This window comes from Natronomonas sp. CBA1123, assembly GCF_009741925.1.
In the GTDB taxonomy this organism is placed as follows: domain Archaea; phylum Halobacteriota; class Halobacteria; order Halobacteriales; family Haloarculaceae; genus Natronomonas.
The window spans coordinates 31816-47966 of the sequence record NZ_WPCC01000001.1; the positions used below are offsets into that span (position 1 = coordinate 31816).

Consider the following 16151-nt stretch of genomic DNA (forward strand, 5'->3'; position numbering starts at 1 on the left):
CTCCACGCTTGAATATATCATCTGGGGAATCAGTTCCGCTACGAGTTATCTTCGGTGAATTCACGTGCCCTCTCTCGGTATACTTCGATAGCGGCGCGGAGACGGTCCAATTGGCCGTCCAAAGACAGTTCGCTCTCTGAAAAGGCGGATAGTTGGTCGAGAGCGGTATCGAACTCTTCGATGGCGTCTTCGGCGATGCTTTCTGCTCGTCCCGGGTATCCCTCGCTTCGTTCCCGTTCCGCATCTTCCAACAAATCGATTCCGTCCTCGATTTGATTCAGCGAGACGTCACGGACGACAGCGTAGGCATTGTAGCTTCTCGACAGCGAACGCACTCTCCGGCGATAGCGCCGCGGCGGGTTTTTTGCGTTCTCCAAGGCGGCTTGAAGTTCATTCAACCGCTGGGTATTCACGTCATCGTAGCTGTTACGAATATCTCGCGCAGCGCTCTCGGTCTGTCGTCGGTTATCGGCTTCGAGTCTAGCGACGTAGAAATCCACGCTCTCCCAGACAGAATAGAGGTCGTTGTGTGGCCTCGGAAGGGCCCGAAGAATGGCGATTTGTGAACGAAGTTCGTCGATTCGGGATACCTGACGCTCGCTCGTGCGCGGTTGTGACTCCGCCTCATCAAGCTTTTCTGAAACGTTGTTGTCGTTTAGCGGCCGAAGCATCCGCGTAGCGAAAATTTCGACGGAGAGCGGCACCTCATCGAACGCTTCGTCGGCCTCGGATTCGTCTTTGTATCGTTCCTCGGTTTTAGAGATATGGGCCTCCACCTCGGCGATTACTTCGGCCGCTCGCCCCGACTCCGTCGGAGTGGGATCCTCCGTTGGTTCTTCGGTCGGAGTCTCCGTCGGCGTATCTGTTGGCGTGTCGGTCGGTTCGTCGGTGAGTGTTTCTGTTGGTGTGTCAGTCGGGGTATCAGTTCCGGCCGGGGGTTCGGTTTGTTCACCGCACCCAGCGAGCATCGTCGAGAGGGCTCCCCCCCGTAATAGCGAGGTAACAGCGGCGTCGCATACGGACGACTTACACTGCCGAGACATATAAAGCCCTGACCGCGAGCCACTCAATGAGGTAAATCGACAGTTCTTTAGGCCAGCCTAAAACATAGCCAGTAAGCGAAAGATGAGTCAAGACATCTGCGTCGTCGTTCCGACGATTCGGGAGTACGAATGCATGCGGGCGTACTTCGACAACGCTCGCCGCCACGACTTCGACCTCTCGCGGTTGCACGTCGTCCTCGTCACCGAAGACTTCTGTGACACAGACGAGATGGAGGCGATGCTCGACGAGGAGGGCGTCTCCGGAGAAGTCTTCGACGGGTCGCGCCGACAGGAGTGGTACGAGGCACACGACATCGCGGAGTACAGCCACGTCGTTCCGGCGGCCAGCCACGCCGAGACGAGTTTCGGCCTGCTGTACATGTGGGCCAACGACCGCTTCGAGTACGGTTTCTTCATCGACGACGACACCCTGCCTCACGAGGAAGACGACTTCTTCGGCCGGCACATGGAGAACCTCGCGTTCGAGGGCGACATCGAGTCGGTATCCTCCGACGAGCAGTGGGTCAACGTGCTGTACCAGAACGCCGACGACCACGGCCTCTATCCACGGGGTTACCCCTACGCGGCGATGGACGAGACCGTCGAGACGGACACCGAATCCGTCGACGACGTGGTCGCCTCACAGGGGCTGTGGACGAACGTGCCGGACCTCGACGCCGTCCGGATTCTGATGGACGGCGACCTGCAGGGACAGGCCCAAACGCGGACGACGCGGGACGACTTCGAAGGTGATTTCGTCGCTGCGGAGGGCGATTACCTCACCGTCTGTTCGATGAACCTCGCCTTCGAGCGAGAGGTCATCCCCGCGTTCTACCAGCTCCCGATGGACGAAAACGCATGGGACGTGGGCCGCTTCGACGACATCTGGAGCGGCGTGTTCCTCAAACGCGCATGCGACGTGTTGGGCAAGCAGATTTACAACGGCTACCCGCTGTGTGAACACAACAAGGCGCCGCGGTCGACGTTCGACGACCTCACTAACGAGGTCGCCGGCCTGGAGTTGAACGAACACCTCTGGGAAATCATCGACGACGCTGGCGCAGACGCCGACAGCTACGCGGGCGTGTTCGAGGCGATGGCCGACGAACTCCGGGATGAAGACTACTCCGAATACAACAACGGTGCGTTCTTCAACCACGTCGGCGAGTACATGCACGATTGGCTCGACTGTCTGGACAGCCTGGAATCGCTGCAGCGCGTCCCGGCGGCCGCGGACGACTGAACCGACGAGTATAAGTGAATTTAGGCAAGCCTAAAACACATGGATTCACCGAAATCGTTCTTCGACGGAACCGACCGACGGACGTTCCTCGCGGGGGCCGCCGCCGCGGGAACCGTCGGACTGGCAGGATGTTCGGGCATCCTCGGCAACGGCGAGGGCAATGGAAACGGCAACGGCGACAGCCCAATCGGACAAATCGGCTCCGGGCGGGCGGGACGCGGCACCCCCGGCGGTACCCCGATGGCGGAGATGCCGGACCTCGAAGGCGAGTTGACGCTGTACTCCGGTCGCGGGGAGTTCCTCGTCGGTGACCTCATCAGCTACATCGAGGACCTATACGACGATTTCTCGCTGACGGTCCGGTATGCCGGGTCGACGGACCTCGTCAATCAGATAATCAACGAGGGCCAGGGGACGCCGGCCGACGTGTTCTACTCTGTCAACGCCGGCTCCCTCGGCGCACTCACCGACGCGGACCGTACGCAGGCGCTTCCGGACGAAGTGCTAAACATGGTCCGGGAGGAGTTCCGCACCGACGAGTGGGTCGGCACCTCCGGCCGCGCTCGAAGCGTTCCCTACAACACCGACGCGTACTCGGAGTCCGACCTCCCGAACGACATCATGGCCTACCCCGACTTCGAGGGCGACCTCGGGTGGGCACCCTCGTATGGCTCCTGTCAGGCCTTCGTGACGGCCATGCGCATCATCGAGGGCGAGGACGCGACCCGACAGTGGCTCGAAGGCATCGTCGAGTCGGGCATCACTTCCTACCCCGACGAGTTCGTCACGTGTCAGGCCATCGCTGACGGCGAAATCGACGCCGCGTTCACGAACCACTACTACATCCAGCGCGTCCTCGACGGCTCGCCGGATGCACCCATCGCGACGGCGTTCACCGAGGGCGACGCCGGCGCCGTCTTCAACGTCGCGGGCGCGACCGTCACCGACGCGGCCAGCGACGCGACGCTCGCCTCGAACTTCGTCCGACACCTGCTGTCGGCGGAGGCACAGGACTACTTCGCCCGCTCGACCTTCGAGTACCCGCTGGTCAACGAGGTCGAACCCATCGGTGATTTGCCGACCATCGACGAGCTCGACGTGCCGGACATCGACCTGACCCAGCTCTCGGACCTCGAACCGACCATCGACCTCATGCGTGAGGTCGGTATCGACGTCTGACCAAACGACGTATCATCACTGATTTGTACGATTCGACGTGATTCGGCCGCTCCATGCTCTCCGCCGTCGGTTCCGTGAGACGCCCACGGAGACGCTTCTGGCGGCCGGCCTCGCCGTCCTCGCCGGCATCGTGGTGTTCGCAACTGCGGAGACGCTGTTTCCCTATCACTCCAGCAACCACGACGAGGGCGTCTATCTCCAGCAGGCGTCGATGCTGTTGGCTGGGCAACTCGAGCTGTACGCTGGCAGCCTCGCCGACGCGTTTCATCCCTGGTTCTTCATCGAGGACGGCGGCCGACTCTACCCCAAGTACACGCCCGTCCCCGCCGCGATGTACGCAGTCTCGATGGCGCTGTTCGGCGAGCCGCGCGTGACGCTCGCAGTCGTCGCCGCCGCCAACGCGGCGTTGGTGTACCGCCTCGGTTCGCTCGCCTTCGACCGCCGCGTGGGTCTCGTCGCGAGCGTCGTCTACGCCGTCTCTCCGATGGCGCTTCTCACCACCTCGGTGTTCCTGCCGTACGCACCGACGACGATGCTGAATCTCGCCTTCGCGGTGCTGTATCTCCGGGCCGTCCGGGAGAACGCTCTCCGGAGCGCCGGCCTCGCCGGTGCCGTCGTCGGCATCGCGTTCTTCGCCCGCCCGTACACGGCAGTCCTCTTTGCGGTGCCGTTCATCGTCCACGCGGTCTGGACCGTCCTGCAGGGTGTCCGCGCGGACGGCGTGTGGCCGCTCTCCGACGCCGCGCGTCGAAACGCCCTGACGGCCACCTTTGGCCTCCTCGGCGTCGGCGTCGCCTTGGCGTACAACGCACGCATGACCGGGTCGCCGTTCGTCTTCCCCTACGAGGCGTTCGCGCCGATGGACGGCCCCGGGTTCGGCGAGCGGCGCATCCTCGGCCACGAAGTCGACTACACGCTCGACCTCGCGCTGGAGGCCAACGGCTACGTCCTCTGGTACTTCGCCACCCGGTGGTTCACGGCCGGCCTCCTCGGGACGGCCGTCGCCGCCGTCGGCCTCGCCGTCGCCGCCCGGCGCTGGTTCGACGACCAACTCACCGGCGAACGCCGACGCGTCGGCGCCCTCCTCGCCGCGCTGTTCGTGACCGTCCCGCTGGGCAACCTCGCCTTCTGGGGCAACTACAACATGTTAGCGACGATGGACGACCCGACCGACGGCCTGCTCTCGCAGTTCGGGGCCTTCTATCACTTCGATTTGCTCGTCCCGCTGTCGGTGTTTGCGGCGTTCGCACTCGTCGTCGGCTGGCGGCACGCCCGCGACAGCGCTGCCGTCGGACGACTCTCCGCTGCCGCCTCGCCGCGGGCCGTCCGCGCGGTGGGCATCGTCGCGCTCGCAACGGTGCTTCTCGTCGGCGGCGTCGCCAACGCCGCCGTCCTCACGCCACCCGTCGAGCGCCACGCGGGCAACACCGAGAAGTACGACACCGCCTACGAGCCCATCGATTCGGCCGACTTCGAGAACGCCGTCGTGTTCATCCCGGCGCCGTACGGCGACTGGCAGAACCACCCCTTCCAGTACCTCCGCAACGACCCCGGCTTCGACGGGCCCGTCGTCTACGCCCTGGACCGCGAACCCGACGACGACTTCGCCGTGATGGACGCCTACCCGAACCGGACTCACTACCGCTACACCTACCGCGGGACCTGGACCGGCGACCCCGACCGTCACGTTACGCCGAAACTCGACGAACTCGACGTTCGCGAGGGCCGACGTCTCAGCGGCGAGACGACGGTGGGCATTCCGGCGCGCGTCGACCGGGCGAGCGTCCGGCTGTTCAGCGTCTCGGGCAACCACGTCGAGTACGACGCCGGCAACGTCGGTGGCGTCGGGAACGACTACACCGCCGAGTGGCGCCTCGACGGCGACGAAGCGAGCCTCGCCGGCGCCAACGGCACCGTCTCGGTCGCCGACACGGACGAACTCATCCTGCTCGTTCGGCTCGTCCAACCGGACGGCGGCACCCTGACCTACAGACAGGAGATGACGGTACGGACGACCGGTGACACCGTCGAGGTGATCTGGCCCCCCGAGCGAACCGTCTGTCGGCTGGTCGACTACTGTGACCGGGAGGGTACGTACCTCCCCGACCATCCGGAAGAACACTTCGCCGGCGTCGACTTCGAAACTGACGTAGAAGCGTCGTCGTGAGTTATCGGAACCGCTCTTCGAGACACACCTTCACGATGGATTTCGCGATGGCGGCCCCGCCCTCGATGGGGTCGAGTTTCGTCTCGCCGGCGCGTTCGGCGTACTCGATGGGTCGCTCCTGGATGTCGTAGCCGCGCATCAGGGGTCGGATGAGCAACTCCGCCGACAGGCCGGTGTTCTCGGTCCATTCGATGTCTTCGACCACATCGCGGCGGTAGGCGCGCATACCCGTGGTGGTGTCGTGGACGCGCTCGCCCATCAGGACGCTGGCGACGGCGGCGAAGGCGTGGTTACCGAAGCGGTTGAACGCCGGCATCGCGTCGGCGCCGTGATACAGGCGGTCCCCCGAGACCACGTCGTAGCCCTCGTTGATGGCTTCGAGGAACTCCGGCAGTTGCTCCATCGGGTAGGTGTCGTCGCAGTCGGTCGTGACGACGATGGGACGGTCGGGGGCGAGAACCGCCTCTCGGACAGCGACGCCGTAGCCCTGTGGCTCCTGTTCGATGACGCGAGCGCCGTGTTCGCGAGCGATTTCCGGCGTGCGGTCGTCGGAACCGTCGACGCAGACGACTTCGGCCTGCCCGTCGGTGACGCGCTCGATGTCCTCGAGAACGGTCGCGATGGCCGCTTCCTCGTTGTAGGTACCCATCACGACGCTGAGGTCCTCGAAGGTGTATTCGTCCGCTGTGTCGCCGTCTGCTGTCTCCGCATCGTCGGCGGATTCGGAGCCGTTAGAGTGCTGTAACTGACTCATTATTCTGTCGTCTCTTCCCCACCGACTTAGGCTTTTAGGTTTGCCTAAAACAGAGTCAGAGGGACGCATCGATGGCTTCAGCGGCCCGAATCGCGAGTGCAGCGATGGTGAGCGTCGGGTTCATCGCACCGCCGGTGGGGAAGACGTTGCTGCCGACCAGCCAGCAGTTCTCGAGGTCGTGGGTGCGGAGTTGGGGCGTCACGACGCTGTCGTCGGGGTCGGTCCCCATCCGGGTCGTCCCCATGTGGTGATACGCCGGGCCGGTGTTTTCGGGGCCGACCTGCCACGTAATCTCCGCGCCCAACTCCTCCAGAATCGCCCGCTGTTTCTCGTTTGCTCGCTCGATAGTTCGGCGCGTGCGGTCGTCGAGCGACCAGTGTATCTCGGGGACGGGGTTGCCGTGGTCGTCCGTACGGCTCTCGTCGAGCGTGACGTAGTTGTCCTCGCTGGGTAGCTGTTCGACGAGTGCGCCCATCCCGACGTGGTCGCCGTAGTTCGCCCGGAGGCGGTCGAGTAATTCGTCGCCCCAGTCGTCGCCGGTCAGCGCCATCTCCACCGGCGAGGGGCCGGCGTAGTTGAAGAACTCCAGTTTGAACGGGCCGACCGTCTCGTCGGCGTCGTCGTAGAACTGGTGGCTCTCGCTGGTGAGAAAGCCGACGTGGTTCTGTCGAGTCGGTTCGCCGAGTCGGCCGCCCATCCCGGCGAAGAGGTGGTCCATGAAGCACTTGCCGACGAGGCCGCTGGAGTTGGCGAGGCCGTCGGGGTAGTGTTCTGACTCGGACAGCAACAGCAGCCGGGGTGTCTCGACGCCGCCACAGGCGACGACGAAGGCATTGGCTTCCTGTCTATGAGTCTCGCCATCCGGCGTCGCGTAGACGGCCGCCTCGACCGATTCGGGGCCGTGTTCGAGCCGCTGGACGGGTGCGCGGTCGATGACCGTCGCCCCCCCGTCGCTCGGCGGCTTCGGCGTGAACCGTCGCGTCGTACTTCGCGCCGGAGGGACACACCGGTTGGCAGGTGCCGTAGCCGACACACGCGCTGCGGCCGTTCCGGGACTCGGAGTTGCGTGCGTTCGGCACCGAGTGCATCGCGATTTCGAGTTCCTCGCAGGCGTCGGCGAACAGGCTGTCGCTGTAGGAGGGCGGGAACGCCGCCATCGGGTGGGGCTCCTCCCGCGGCGGCGCGAAGGGGTTATCGGAGGCCCCGGAGACGCCCAACTCCCGTTCGGCCTCGGCGTACTGCGGTCGGAGGTCAGCGTAGTCGATTGGCCAGTCGACGCCGACGCCGCGGGCGCTGCGGGAGTTGAAGTCGTCCTCGTGGAGCCGCATCACCATCCCCTGCCAGTGGAGCGTCGACCCGCCGACGCCCTTCACGCGGGCGTGATTCAGCGGATACCCCTTCTCGCCGCTGGAGGTGTAGGCGTCCCGTTCGGCGTCGCCGTCCCAGACGTCCGGCCGCGAGAAGGAGGGTCGTATCGAACGCTCCTGTCTTCGAATTCGGTCGTCGGGGTCGAACCGCGGGCCGGCGTCGAGGACGACCACCTCGTGGCCCGACGCGGCGAGGCGGTCGGCAACGATGGTTCCGGCCGGACCGGCGCCGACGACACACACGTCGGCACCCGTGACGGGTTTTCGAGTCACGATGGCGGCCCCCGCTGGTAGGTGTCGGTGCCACCCGGATGCCCCTGGGGGTTCTCGATGCCGACCAACTCCCCACCTGTCGGCGAGGTGTACAGCGCCATGAGGAGTTCGTTGACGACGAAGTACCGGACGCGCTCGGCGGTCGTTCCGTCGGGGACCTCGTCGGCGACGTCGGCACCGGCCTCCCGGAGCAGTTCCTCGCGGGCCGCCGGCGACAGCTCGTCGATTGCGGCGTCGTGCCAAGCGACCGCCAACTCGTTTAGGTCGGTCACGGTCGCTCGCAGCGCTTCGCCGTGACCCTCGCGTTCGAGCCGGTCGGTCACGAACGTCTCGACGAACGGCTCGACACCGGAGACGGCCGAGGGATAGAGAACCTCGGCGAGCGCAATCATCGCCGAGACGACCGCGTCGTCGTCGAGTCGGTCGGGGGGGTCGTCTCGCTCCCGGACGGCCCTGAGACCGACTGCGGCGGCGCCGCCCGAGCTGAGGGCTGCCAACGCGATGGTGGCGTCGCGCCGCGTCAGTTCCATGGGATTGAATTAGGCTGACCTAAAATATATCCGTTGGAATGGGTTCGCTCAAGTACGTCGGGACACGAACGGTCGGACAATGAGGGATATCGCGGGACTTCGGGAACGCTTCACCGGGGAGTTCCCGCTCGGATTGGCGCTTCTGTGTGCGTTCATCGCCGTGGCGCTCGTGTTCCCGATGTCGTGGCTGTTCATCGAGGCGGTGACCGTCGACACCCAACGCGCCACCGACCTCCTGTTCCGGTGGGGAACCGCCGAAATCATCCTCAACAGTTTGCTTCTGATGGCCGGTGTGACCGGCCTGTCCGTGCTGTTGGGCGTTCCGCTGGCGTATCTCACCGTCCGCACCGACCTGCCGTTCCGGCGCTTCTGGACCATCGTCGTCGCGCTGCCGCTGGTCGTGCCGAGTTACGTCGGCGCCTTCACCTTCGTCTCGGCGTTCGGCCCTCGCGGGGAGTTCAGCGACCTGTTGGCGCCGCTCGGGGTCGAGTCGATTCCCGAAGTGTACGGCCTCGGGGGAACGATACTCGTCATCACGCTGTACACCTACCCGTACGTGTACCTGACGACGCGGGCGTCGCTCCTGTCGCTCGATACGACGCTCATCGACGCCGCCCGCACGCTCAATCAGGACCGCCTGACCGCGTTCCGGCGAGTCACGATACCGCACATCCGACCCGCCGTCCTCGCGGGTAGCCTCCTGGCCGCGCTGTATGCGGTTTCGGACTTCGGGACGCCCGGCATCATGCGACTGCCGGTGTTCACCCGCCAGATATACGTCGAGTACAACGCCTTCGGCCAGGACTTCGCGGCGCTGTTGTCGTTGCAGTTGCTCGCCATCGTCCTCGTCGTCCTCGTCTTGGAGCGATGGGTGCGCCCGCAAACCTCCGTCGAGGGCGGGTCGGATTCCAGCGGCGATTCGACGGTCAACCTCGGCCTCTGGCGCTGGCCCGCGACGCTGCTGCCCGTCGCCGTCACCACCATCGCTCTGGCCGTTCCCATCTGGATTCTCGGCCTGTTGCTCGTCAACTCGGAAGCCGGCCGTCGCCCATCGCTGGCCTTCGAGTGGATATACGCCGTCAACTCCGTCGGCGTCTCGCTCGTGGCGGCCATCGTCGCCGCCCTCGCCGCCCTCCCCATCGCCTACTTCGCCGCACAACACGACTCCCGCCTCGCGGCGCTGTTCGAACGCATGACGTACCTCGGCTTCGCCGTGCCCGGTATCGTTCTCGCGCTCGCGTTGGTGTACTTCGGGGCCGGCTACGATTCCCTCGATATCCCCTACTCGCCGGCGCTGTATCAGACGATTCCCCTGCTGGTGTTCGCCTACGTCGTCCGATTCATGCCGCAGGCCGTCGGTTCGATTCGCACGACGACGCTACAGGTCGATACGACGCTCGTCGAGGCCGCACGCACACTCGGAGAGTCGCCGTTCAGCGCGTTCCGACGGATTACCCTCCCGCTCATCGCGCCCGGCGTGGTAGCGGGTGCGGCGCTCGTCTTCCTCACGACGATGAAGGAGTTGCCCGTGACGCTCATCCTCCGACCGACCGGCTTCGAGACCATCGTCACTCAAATCTGGCGCGCCCAAGCGGCCGCCTACTACCAGTACGCCGTCGTTCCCGCGTTCCTGCTGCTCGCCGTCTCGGGGCTGTCGATGGTCGTGTTGCTGTTACAGGAGGAGCGACTGTGACGGCACTCGACCTCCGCGTTGTCGCGGCCGACGACGCCGCCGCCATCGCCTCGATTTATCGCCCTTACGTCGAGGAGACCGCAATCACCTTCGAGGAGGTCCCACCCGACGCCGAGGAAATCGAGCGCCGCATCGCCGACACCGTCGAGACGTACCCGTGGTTCGTCGCCGAAGTCGACGGGTCGGTCGTCGGCTACGCCTACGCGGGCCAACTGCGGAAGCGTTCGGCCTACCGGTGGGTGACCGAACTCTCGGTGTACGTCGAGCGGTCGGCCCGCGGTGCGGGAATCGGGTCGGCACTGTACGCGGCGCTGTTGGAGACGCTCACCGAACAGGGGTTTGCCAGCGCCTACGGCGTCGTCACGCTGCCGAATCCCGAAAGCGTCGGCTTCCACGAGGCCTTCGGCTTCGAGCGTGCGGCGTTGCTGCCCGAGGCCGGCTACAAGCACGGCGAGTGGCACGACGTGGCGTGGTTCGAACGCAGCCTCGCCGCCCGAAGCGACGACCCGGCCGACCCGACCCCGTTTTCGGCGTGTCGGGACGCCGAGTGGCTCGACGCTCTTCTCGACGCCGCGGCCACCGGAAAGCCGTAGCCGAACGGTAGCGTTTTGCCGGTGGGGTTGGTACTTCGGAGCAATGATACAACGGCTGGCGAGACAGCTGGCGAAAGAGGAACGGGACCTCCGCGTGTTGGAGGCCGTCATCGAACACCAGCCGATCGGTATCACCCGCGTCGCCACGGAGACGGGCATCGACGAGCACAAAGCACGCTACTCCCTCCGGATGCTGGAGGACGACGGCCTCATCGAGCCAACGCCGGATGGCGCGGTTACCGCCGAGGGGTTCGAGACGCACGCCACCGAGATAAACGAGGGGCTGGACGGCCTCATCGAGCGGATGGAGTCGCTGAAGGAAATCGACCTGTAATCGCGAACCGGAACACTCGAATCCGTCGGAACCCTATCGCAGGCATGAACAACCCACTCGAAGACAACGAGGTCCCGGGGTGGGCCCTCGGTATGCTCCTATTGGCGACGACCGTCGCCGTCGCCGGCGTCACCGACTACGTGTTGACCAACGCCGGCTACCGGAACCTCGGACTCTTCGTCTGGGCAGTGTGTTACACCGGCGTGTTACTCATCGTCTGGGTGCTGTGGCTCAGCGACATCGAGTTGACCGGTCCCGCCGAGGGGTAACGGAACCATTAAGAACGAAACACCGCGATATTCACCAAAGATGTTCGAGATGCCGCTGCAACTGGTCGACGACTTCCTGCGGCAGTACCACGTCGGGCACGCACTCCTCGTCGGGTTCGTCCTCGCCGTCGTCGGCGGGTTCGCCATCAATCGGTCGGTGAAAGTGCTTGGAATCCAGCTGTCGCTGTTCGGACTCCTGTTCATCATCACGCCAACGTCGACGATGACCATCCCGTTCCTCTTCCTCGGAATCGGGCTGGCCGTCATCGGCCCCGTCGTCGCCATCTCGGCGAACGACTGACCCGGTTTCACAGTTCCTTCTCGATGACGTACCCCCATCTCTCGTAGCCGCGGCGCTCGTAGTAGTCGTGCGTATCGGTCTTCGATTCGGGCGAGGCCAACGCGAGGAACGCACAGTCTTCCGTGTCCGCCCACGATTCGACGAATCGGAGTAGCTCAGTGCCGTAACCCTCCCCGCGGTGTGGTTCGTCGACGACGAGGTCGTAGAGCCACGCGTGGCGAGCGTGATGGAGAACACCCGCAACGAGGACGCCCGCGACGGCGACCAACTCACCGTCGACGAACGCGCCGAAACAGCGGTAGTCGTCCTCGCCGGTCCACGCGAGTACGTCCGCGGGCGACTTCTCGGTCCACAGCTGTCGGAGAATCGGGACCGCCTCGCGGCGCTCCGTCTCGTCGGTCAACTCCCGAACGTCCATATCCGGGCGTCGTAAGTCGGCGTCAAGAAACTGATTGTGCCGTGGTGACAGGGCTCACGACTCGGTGACGATGTCGTCGTAGCGCGCGCCAGTCTGTTTCAGCGTCTCGGTGGAGTACAGGCGCTCGTGTTCGACGGGGAGGTACTCGTCGGCGAGTTCGTCGATTTTCTCGTCGACGGCCTCGGGGTCGCGGCCGTGAATCATCGTAAAGAGGTTGTAGGGCCATCCCTGCTCGGGCCGGCGGGGGCGGTGATAACACAGCGTCACGTAGGGCAACTCGCCGACGGTCTCTCCGCGGGCGTCGAGTTCCTCGTCGGGGACGTTCCAGACGACCATGCAGTTGGCGTCGAAGCCGGTGACGACGTGGTTGACGACACAGCCGATGCGCTTGATGCAGCCGTCCGCGCGAAGCGCTTCGATGGCGTCGAGAACGTCTTCGACTGGCGCGTCGACGGCGTCGGCCACGTCTTCGTAGGGCGTCATCGACAGCGGGAAGCCGTCCTGTATCTCCAACAGCAGCGCCTTATCGAGGTCCGAGAGGTCCGCTGCGGCCGTCTCGGAGATGCGTGTCGCCGTCACCTCGGTCCGTTCGACCGACTCCCGGGCGAATCGGTCCGAATTGACGACCGGGAACTCCAGGTCGATGTAGAAGTCCGTCAACATCGGGAGGTTCAGCACCTCACAGCCGGTTCGTTCCTCGATTTCCGCGAGGATTTCGTCGCGGCGGTCGAGCGAACCGGCGGTGACGACGAACCACATGTTCCACTCGTGGTCGCGGCGGTAGTTGTGGTTGACCTGCCGGTAGCCGTTGATGATATCGGCAATCTCGTCGAAGCGCTCCTCGGGCGCGCTGACGGCCGCCAGCGTCGAGGCGCCGATGACGGGGGGGTTCAGTACCGCTCCGAAGCGTCGGAAGACGCCTGCCTCGCGGAGTCGCCGCACGCGTTCGAGCGCTTCGTCCTCTTCGATGCCGAGTTCCGCCCCGACGCGGCGGAACGGTCGCCGCTCGACGGGGAAGTCCGACTGGTAGCCGTCGATGAGGGCTTCGTCGACCGCATCGAGGTCCGAACGCCAGTCCGCGTCGTCGGCCGCCGGCGTACTCATTACCCCACGTAGGACCGGCGGGGATTAGGGTCCGTCGGTTCCGGCGGGCCGTTCCGTGACAGGTGGCAACCGTGGAGGTTTTTGTGCCCCTGCCCCAATCTTCGGTATGGCCAAAGCGACCGAGAAATACGGCGAGTGGCCCCTCAAGCGTCTGATGACCGAAGTCGTCGGCTCCGGACACAAGTCCGCCGACGACATGACGCGCGAGCAGGCCGCCGAGGCGTTCCGTCGCATCCTCGATTTCGAACCCGACGACACGACACTGGGCGCCTTCTGGCTGGCGAACCGCTGGAAGCGCAACACGCCCGAGGAGCTGGCCGCCTACATCGACGTGATGGCGGAGGGAACCGAGACGTACGCGCCGCAGTGTGACCCCGTCGACTGCGGGGCGAACTACGACGGCAAGGGCCGGAGCGCCATCTTCGGTGTCGCCGCCGGCCTCGTCGCCGCGGCCGCGGGCACGCCCGTCGTCGTCCACTCCGGGGACCGCGTCCCGACGCAGAAACAGGACGCCTACAAGCACGTCCTCGACGAGCTGGGCGTCCGGACCGACCTCACGCCCGAGGAGTCGGCCGAGATGACCGACGAGGTCGGCTTCGGCTTCTACTACCAGCCGAACTTCGCACCCGAGATTACCGCCCTCGAAGAGCGTCGCGACATGATGGGCGTCCGCACCTTCGTCAACACCATCGAGACGCTGGCGAATCCCGCCGAGGCGTCGACGCACCTCGGGTCGTTCTATCACCTGCCCTACGCCAAGCGCATCATCGACACCGTCCAGGAAAGCGAAACCGCACCCGTCGACCGCGTCGTCATGTTCCAGGGGATGGAAGGCTACGACGACGTGCGTCCGGGGTCGACGAAAGTCGCCGTCTGGAACGAAGGTGAGGAGATGGACGACTTCGACATCGAGACGCCCGAGTACGGCATGGACTTCGAGGAGGAGGACCTCGGCGTCGACGACGTGGCAGCCGACTCCGCGGCGATTACCGAGGAGGTGCTGTCGGGCGACCGCCAGGACAACTTCGCCGACGCCGTCGCCGTCAACGCCGCCCTGCGCATCTACGCGGGCGGTGACGCCGACGACATCCGCGGCGGCCTCGAACAGGCCCGCGATGCACTCGAATCGGGCGCAGCGGCGGAGAAACTCGAAGCCCTCCGGTCGTTCTGAAACTGAGGCGGCGAGGACCGACTACTGTTCGACCGTCGGGGCGTCGGTGGCCTCTCGGAGTTCGAAGCCGTCGTAGTCGTCTTCGGCGACCCGTTCACAGATGCCCCGGTACATCTCGAGACCGCCGGGGAACGGCGTGAAGATGCTCGGCTTGCCGGGGACGTTCTCGCCGCGATACCACGATTTGGCCTCCGAGAACAGCATGTTGTCGGCCAGCATGTTCGTCTGGGAGACCCACTGCTGTTCGGATTCGGCGGTCGCTTCGATGCGGTCGTAGCCCTCGCGGTCCATGTAGGCGATGCAGTCGGTTATCCACTCGACGTGCTGTTCGATGGACATCGGCATGTTCGTCAACACGGAGGGACTCTGGGGGCCGGTGATGGTGAAGAGGTTGGGGAAGTCGTGCATCCCGAGACCGAGGTACGTGGTCGGACCGTCGGCCCACTTCTCTTCGAGCGAGCGGCCGTCGCGTCCGTAGATGTCCATCGCCAAGATGGCGCCGGTCATCGCATCGAAGCCGGTCGCGAAGACCAACACGTCGATGTCGTAGTGGTCGGCGGTGGTCCGGACGCGTCTGGCGTGATTTCGGTTATCGGGTTGGCGTCTACGTCGACGAGGCGCACGTCGTCGCGGTTGTACGTCCCGTAGTAGTCGTTGTAGTCCATCGGCGGACGCTTGGAGGCGTAGGGGTGGTCCGTCGGGACGAGTTTCTCGGCGGTTTCGGGGTCGTCGACTCTCTCGCGAATCTTCTCGCGGATGAACTCCGAGATAATCGCGTTGGTGTCGGCGTCCGACAGCACGTGGCCGGGCTCGAAGGCGTGCAGAAAGCGGAAGCCGCCTTGCTGCCAGCGGTCCTCGAGGATGTCGCGTATCTCGTCTTCGGAGAGGCCTCGAGCGGAGTTCTCGTCGGGGTCGAACGGCATCCCCAACCGGGAGTTGCGCGCCTGCTCCCAGATGGCGTCGTAGTTCTCGCGTATCTCCTCGTACTCCTCGTCCTCGATGGGTCGGTTCCGCGCCGGGACGGCGTAGTTCGGCGACCGCTGGAAGACGGTCAGGTGCCCCGCCCGCGAGGCGTTCTCGGAGATGAACTGGATGCCCGTCGACCCCGTGCCGACGACGCCGACGCGCTCGCCGTCGAGGTCGACGCCGTCGTGGGGCCACCGGGCCGTGTGGTACCACTCGCCCTCGAAGGTGTCGAGGCCGTCGAAGTCGGGTTTGAACGGTTCGGAGAGACAGCCGACAGCGCTGATGAAAAACCGTGTCTCGACGCGTTCGCCGTCGGCCGTCTCGACGGTCCACGTCGCCGCGTCGTCGTCGTAGCTGGCCGAGGTGACCTCCGTCTCGAAGGCGATGTCCCGGCGGAGGTCGAGTTCGTCGGCGGCGAAGTTGAGATACTCGAGGATTTCGGGCTGTTCGGGGTAGCGTTCCGTCCACTCCCACTCCTCGTAGAGGTCCTCGTCGAAGGAGTAACAGTAGATGTGACTCTCGCTGTCACAGCGGGCGCCCGGATAGCGGTTCCAGTACCACGTCCCGCCGACGCCGTCGCCCTTCTCGTAGGCGCGCACCGACAGTCCCAACTCTCGGAGTCGGTGTAACATGTACAGTCCCGAAAAGCCCGCGCCGACGACGACAGCGTCGAAGTCGGTCGGTTCGCTGTCGTGTTCGGTCGTGGCTTCACGTACGTCCCCGTCAGACACTGTCAATCACTGACA

16 protein-coding genes and 1 pseudogene are annotated in these 16151 nt (G+C 65.0%); 9 read left to right on the forward strand and 8 right to left on the reverse strand.

Annotation, left to right across the window (positions count from 1 at the left end):
- Positions 1-38: 38 nt before the first annotated feature.
- Entirely contained in the window at positions 39-968 is a 930-nt protein-coding gene (locus GJ631_RS00160; protein ID WP_156707206.1) for a hypothetical protein, read from the reverse strand.
- A 157-nt stretch (positions 969-1125) separates the two neighbouring features.
- Here GJ631_RS00160 and GJ631_RS00165 point away from each other — a divergent pair, with 157 nt between their 5' ends.
- Genes GJ631_RS00165 through GJ631_RS00175 form a run of 3 tightly spaced genes read left to right on the forward strand, consistent with a single transcriptional unit; the run spans position 1126 to position 5632 of the window.
- Complete coding sequence (locus GJ631_RS00165) at positions 1126-2286, forward strand: alpha-1 4-glucan-protein synthase (protein WP_156707207.1); 1161 nt, start codon at positions 1126-1128, stop codon at positions 2284-2286.
- A gap of 39 nt (positions 2287-2325) precedes the next feature.
- A complete protein-coding gene (locus GJ631_RS00170) occupies positions 2326-3465 on the forward strand; it encodes an extracellular solute-binding protein (protein WP_156707208.1) in 1140 nt (379 codons plus the stop codon).
- A 37-nt stretch (positions 3466-3502) separates the two neighbouring features.
- The gene (locus tag GJ631_RS00175; RefSeq protein ID WP_370518506.1) at positions 3503-5632 is read left to right on the forward strand and encodes an ArnT family glycosyltransferase; all 2130 of its coding nucleotides are present in this window, start codon (positions 3503-3505) and stop codon (positions 5630-5632) included.
- 1 nt (position 5633) lies between these two features.
- Here GJ631_RS00175 and GJ631_RS00180 read toward each other — a convergent pair whose 3' ends face one another.
- From GJ631_RS00180 to GJ631_RS18830, 3 genes and pseudogenes are all read right to left on the reverse strand, one after another.
- Positions 5634-6281, reverse strand: a complete 648-nt coding sequence (locus GJ631_RS00180) for a dolichyl-phosphate hexose transferase (protein WP_231753837.1) — start codon at positions 6279-6281, stop codon at positions 5634-5636.
- Between the two features lie 160 nt (positions 6282-6441).
- Positions 6442-8026 (reverse strand): annotated as a pseudogene (locus GJ631_RS00185) (GMC family oxidoreductase).
- Positions 8023-8556 carry a gluconate 2-dehydrogenase subunit 3 family protein gene (locus GJ631_RS18830; RefSeq protein WP_156707210.1) on the reverse strand — a complete coding sequence of 178 codons (534 nt, stop codon included), beginning with the start codon at positions 8554-8556 and terminating at the stop codon, positions 8023-8025. The pseudogene GJ631_RS00185 and the gene GJ631_RS18830 overlap by 4 nt, the downstream one beginning before the upstream one ends.
- A 79-nt stretch (positions 8557-8635) precedes the next feature.
- Between GJ631_RS18830 and GJ631_RS00195 the strand changes: the two genes are divergently transcribed.
- The 5 genes from GJ631_RS00195 to GJ631_RS00215 are packed head-to-tail and all read left to right on the forward strand — an operon-like array spanning position 8636 to position 11746.
- Positions 8636-10249: an iron ABC transporter permease gene (locus GJ631_RS00195; RefSeq protein ID WP_156707211.1), complete on the forward strand. Its 1614-nt coding sequence runs from the start codon at positions 8636-8638 to the stop codon at positions 10247-10249.
- Complete coding sequence (locus GJ631_RS00200) at positions 10246-10842, forward strand: N-acetyltransferase family protein (protein WP_370518507.1); 597 nt, start codon at positions 10246-10248, stop codon at positions 10840-10842. The genes GJ631_RS00195 and GJ631_RS00200 overlap by 4 nt, the downstream gene beginning before the upstream one ends.
- Positions 10843-10885: 43 nt before the next feature.
- Positions 10886-11176: a winged helix-turn-helix transcriptional regulator gene (locus tag GJ631_RS00205; protein WP_156707212.1), complete on the forward strand. Its 291-nt coding sequence runs from the start codon at positions 10886-10888 to the stop codon at positions 11174-11176.
- Positions 11177-11220: 44 nt separating this feature from the next.
- Entirely contained in the window at positions 11221-11445 is a 225-nt protein-coding gene (locus tag GJ631_RS00210) for a hypothetical protein (protein ID WP_156707213.1), read from the forward strand.
- A gap of 40 nt (positions 11446-11485) precedes the next feature.
- Positions 11486-11746: a hypothetical protein gene (locus GJ631_RS00215; protein WP_197424678.1), complete on the forward strand. Its 261-nt coding sequence runs from the start codon at positions 11486-11488 to the stop codon at positions 11744-11746.
- Positions 11747-11753: 7 nt separating this feature from the next.
- Here GJ631_RS00215 and GJ631_RS00220 read toward each other — a convergent pair whose 3' ends face one another.
- A complete protein-coding gene (locus GJ631_RS00220; RefSeq protein ID WP_156707214.1) occupies positions 11754-12164 on the reverse strand; it encodes a GNAT family N-acetyltransferase in 411 nt (136 codons plus the stop codon).
- A gap of 54 nt (positions 12165-12218) precedes the next feature.
- Positions 12219-13268, reverse strand: a complete 1050-nt coding sequence (locus GJ631_RS00225) for an Lrp/AsnC family transcriptional regulator (RefSeq protein ID WP_156707215.1) — start codon at positions 13266-13268, stop codon at positions 12219-12221.
- A gap of 106 nt (positions 13269-13374) precedes the next feature.
- On the opposite strand from GJ631_RS00225, the gene GJ631_RS00230 reads away from it, so the two are divergent.
- Positions 13375-14439 carry an anthranilate phosphoribosyltransferase gene (locus GJ631_RS00230; protein ID WP_156707216.1) on the forward strand — a complete coding sequence of 355 codons (1065 nt, stop codon included), beginning with the start codon at positions 13375-13377 and terminating at the stop codon, positions 14437-14439.
- Between the two features lie 21 nt (positions 14440-14460).
- On the opposite strand, the gene GJ631_RS18835 is transcribed toward GJ631_RS00230, so the two are convergent.
- Both GJ631_RS18835 and GJ631_RS00235 read right to left on the reverse strand, forming a co-directional pair.
- Complete coding sequence (locus GJ631_RS18835) at positions 14461-14946, reverse strand: hypothetical protein (RefSeq protein ID WP_231753826.1); 486 nt, start codon at positions 14944-14946, stop codon at positions 14461-14463.
- Complete coding sequence (locus GJ631_RS00235; protein ID WP_370518508.1) at positions 14943-16136, reverse strand: flavin-containing monooxygenase; 1194 nt, start codon at positions 16134-16136, stop codon at positions 14943-14945. Before GJ631_RS00235 ends, GJ631_RS18835 begins: the two co-directional genes overlap by 4 nt.
- Between the last annotated feature and the right edge of the window lie 15 nt (positions 16137-16151).